The 4,096-nt window shown below is 66.5% G+C and carries 4 protein-coding genes; all 4 read left to right on the top strand.

What is annotated here, in order from left to right; genetic code table 11:
* A partial coding sequence (locus tag G3N97_RS37010) for a c-type cytochrome (protein WP_205997723.1) occupies positions 1–335 on the top strand: 335 nt, incomplete at its 5' end.
* 19 nt (positions 336–354) lie between these two features.
* Positions 355–1,650: a cytochrome c gene (locus G3N97_RS37005; RefSeq protein ID WP_205997722.1), complete on the top strand. Its 1,296-nt coding sequence runs from the start codon at positions 355–357 to the stop codon at positions 1,648–1,650.
* Between the two features lie 215 nt (positions 1,651–1,865).
* On the top strand, positions 1,866–2,486 hold the full coding sequence (locus tag G3N97_RS37000; RefSeq protein ID WP_065059385.1) for a hemolysin III family protein: 621 nt from the start codon (positions 1,866–1,868) through the stop codon (positions 2,484–2,486).
* 226 nt (positions 2,487–2,712) lie between these two features.
* On the top strand, positions 2,713–4,096 hold a 1,384-nt coding region (locus G3N97_RS36995), incomplete at its 3' end, for a DEAD/DEAH box helicase (RefSeq protein WP_241031067.1).

The raw sequence follows: 4,096 nt of genomic DNA, 5'->3' as shown, positions 1-4,096 counted from the left end.
GCGGCCAGGCGATCGTCCTGCGCGGCGACCCGGCGCGCCAGGTGCCCGCCTGCGCGGCCTGCCACGGCGCGAAGCTGACCGGCATGGAGCCGGCCATTCCGGGCCTCGTCGGGCTGCACGCGGACTACATCAGCGCGCAGATCGGCGCCTGGCGTTCGGGCTCGCGTCACGCCAAGGCGCCCGACTGCATGCACGAGATCGCCACGCGTCTCACCGACGACGACGTGAACGCCGTCGCGGCCTGGCTTGCCACGCAGAACGCGCCGCAAAATCCCGTGCCGGCCGCGGCTGGCTCGTTGAAGACGCCGCTCGCATGCGGCAGCGAACCGCAATAAGGCGCCGGGAGACAGCCCTATGAACCGCAAGTCCCTGTTCGCTCTGTCCGCAGTCATGCTCGCCGCCGTCGCGGCGCTGGTGCCCGTGCTGTGGACCGGCAACACCTATCTGCACAGCGCCTCGGCGCAGGCGGCCACGCCCGCCGACCAGTCCGAGCTCATCAAGAAGGGCGAGTATCTGTCCCGCGCCGGCGACTGCGTCGCCTGTCACACGGTGCGCGGCGGCAAAACCTTCGCGGGCGGCCTGCCGATGGCCACGCCCTTCGGCACGCTCTACACGCCGAACATCACGCCCGACGACCAGTACGGCATCGGCAAATGGAGCAGCGACGACTTCTACCGCGCCATGCACACGGGCCGCTCGAAGGACGGCAGCCTGCTCTACCCGGCCTTCCCGTTCACGAGCTACACGAAGGTCACGCGCGCGGATTCGGACGCGATCTACGCCTATCTGCGCTCGGTGCCACCGGTGCACGTGCCGAGCCGCCCGCACGAACTCAAGTTCCCGTTCAACAACCGCAACCTGCTGATCGGCTGGCGCACGCTGTTCTTCCGCGAGGGCGAGTACAAGCCCGATCCGACCAAATCGGTCGAATGGAATCGCGGCGCGTATCTGGTCGAAGGCCTCGGCCACTGCGGCATGTGCCACACGTCGATCAACATGATGGGCGCGCCGGTCAATTCGTCGGCGTTCGCGGGCGGGCTGATTCCGCTGCAGAACTGGTACGCGCCCTCGCTCACGTCGAGCGAAGGCGGTCTCGGCGACTGGGACATCAAGGACATCGCCAGCCTGCTGAAAACCGGCGTCTCGGAGCGCGGCGCCGTGTTCGGCCCGATGGCGGACGTGATCCACAACAGCCTGCAATACGTCTCCGACGACGACATCAAGGCGATGGCGACCTATCTGAAGACCATCCCGCAACGCAAGGAAGCGCCCGAGACCATGCAGATGGAAACCTCCGAAGCGTTCGGCGGCGAACTCTTGCAGCAAGGTCAGAAGATCTACCATGACCAGTGTGCGAAGTGCCACGCGGAAAACGGCCTCGGCATGCCGCCGAACTTCCCGCCGCTCGCGAACAACCAGTCGATCCAGATGAAATCGGCGGTGAATCCGATCCGGATGGTGCTCAACGGCGGCTATCCGCCCAGCACGCAGGGCAATCCGCGCCCGTACGGCATGCCGCCGTTCGCGCAGGCGCTGTCCAACCAGGAAGTGGCGGCGGTCGTGACCTTCATCCGCATGTCGTGGGGGAACAAGGGCACGCCGGTCTCGCCGCAACAGGTGTCGGATCTGCGCTCGGCACCGCTCGACTGAGCCACGTTTGTTATAGTGGCGTTTGCCTGACAAGGGCGCAGCCGGCAAAACGCCGCCGGCTGCGCCCTTCGCTATTTGGCCGCGCGCCGCGCGTTGACTGCGGCACGAGGCCGCGCGGCGCGAGCCGCACGCTGTCGAATTCGCTGTCGAACTGATGGTTTTGAAGCTGGTTTTGAAGCAAACACGCAGGGCAAGAAGAACAAGGAGTGGTCGTCATGCACGCTGGTGAGCGTTTGAACAGCATTACTCACCTGGTGGGCGCGATGTTGTCGATTGCGGGGCTGGTATCGCTCGTAACGCTCGGGGCGCTCGATCACGACGCATACAAGGTCGTGAGTTTCGCCGTGTACGGCGCGATGTTGTGCGCGCTCTACACGATCTCCACGCTGTATCACGGCGTGCGCGGACCGCGCCTGAAAGCCGTGCTGCAGAAGTGCGACCACGCCGCGATCTATCTGCTGATCGCGGGCAGCTATACTCCGTTCACGCTTGTCACGCTGCGCGGGCCGTGGGGCTGGTCGCTCTTCGGCGTGAGCTGGGGGCTCGCCGCATTCGGCATCGTGCAGGAGCTCACGCTCGGGCGCCGCACACGCATGCTGTCGATGGTGCTGTACGTGGTGATGGGCTGGCTCGCGCTGGTCGCGGTCAAGCCGCTCCTCGGCGCGCTGCCCGCCGCGGGCACCGCCTGGCTGCTGGCCGGCGGCATCATCTACAGCGTCGGCATCTATTTTTTCATCAACGACGAGCGCATCCGGCACGGACATGGAATCTGGCATCTGTTCGTGCTCGCCGGGAGCGTCTGTCAATTCGTGAGCGTCGCGGGCTACGTCGCCTGACGCATCCCACCGGGAATCTCCACGAAATCGTCGCGCGGCGGCCGCAGTGTCCGCTGCCGCGCGATGCAACTTTATGCCAGCCGACGGGTCTGCAAGAACCGTCGACAAGCGGCGCGCGCACTGGCGCGCCGTCCGAATACACGCGAGCACCCGCGCTCAGCATTGCGCGGCGCGCCGTCACCGGCAGCGCCCGTCCGCTCGCGATACTGCAATACAACAGGTATTTATGTCTTTCGATTCTCTCGGCTTGTCCGAACCGCTGGTCCGCGCTGTCAACGAACTCGGCTACACCACGCCCACGCCCATCCAGTCGCAAGCGATCCCCGCCGTGCTCGGCGGCGGCGACCTGCTCGCGGGTGCGCAGACCGGCACGGGCAAGACCGCCGGCTTCACGCTGCCGATCCTGCAACGCCTGACCGACATGCCGGCCGCCGCGGGCGGCAAGCGCGTCGTGCGCGCGCTGATCCTCACGCCCACGCGCGAGCTCGCGGCGCAGGTGGAAGAAAGCGTGCGCGCCTACGGCAAGTATCTGAAGCTCAAGTCGACCGTGATGTTCGGCGGCGTGGGCATCAACCCGCAGATCGACGCGCTCAAGCGCGGCGTCGACATCGTGGTCGCGACGCCTGGCCGTCTGCTCGATCACATGCAGCAGAAGACCATCGACCTCTCGCAGCTCGAGATTCTCGTGCTCGACGAAGCCGACCGCATGCTCGACATGGGCTTCATCCACGACATCAAGCGCGTGCTCGCGAAGCTGCCGCCGAAGCGCCAGAACCTGCTCTTCTCGGCCACTTTCGCCGACGAGATCAAGGCGCTCGCGGACAGCCTGCTCGACTCGCCCGCGCTGATCGAAGTCGCGCGCCGCAACACCACGGCGGAAACGGTCGCGCAGAAGGTGTATCCGGTCGATCGCGACCGCAAGCGCGACCTGCTCACGCACCTGATCCGCCAGCACAACTGGTTCCAGGTGCTCGTCTTCACGCGTACGAAGCACGGCGCGAACCGCCTCGCGGAACAGCTCACGAAGGACGACATCAGCGCGCTCGCGATCCACGGCAACAAGAGCCAGTCGGCACGCACGCGCGCGCTCTCCGAATTCAAGGACGGCACGCTGCAGGTGCTCGTGGCCACCGACATCGCGGCGCGCGGCATCGACATCGATCAGCTGCCGCACGTGGTCAACTACGATCTGCCGAACGTGCCCGAGGATTACGTGCACCGTATCGGCCGCACGGGCCGCGCGGGCGCGACGGGCGAAGCGGTGTCGCTCGTTTGCGTCGACGAACACCAGCTGCTCAAGGACATCGAGAAGCTCATCAAGCGCGCCGTGCCGCAGGAAGTCATTCCGGGCTTCGAGCCGGATCCGAACGCCAAGCCCGAGCCGATCCAGCGCCGTAGCCAGCAGCAAGGCCGTGGTCAGCGTCAGGGTCAAGGTCAGAGCCAGCAAGGCCAGGGACGCGGTGCGTCGAACGGCGGTGCGCCGCGTGGCGGCCAGCGTGAAGGCGGTAATCGCGGCGAAGGCCGTGGCGAAGGTCGCGGTGAAGGTCGCGCGAACGCCGGTGGCAACAATGGTGGAAACAACGGCGGCAACCGCGGCGAGCAACGCCAGA

The sequence above is a fragment of the Paraburkholderia sp. Ac-20347 genome, assembly GCF_017104805.1.
Classification (GTDB): Bacteria; Pseudomonadota; Gammaproteobacteria; order Burkholderiales; family Burkholderiaceae; genus Paraburkholderia; species Paraburkholderia tropica.
This window is presented reverse-complemented; position numbering and strand designations above follow the sequence as displayed.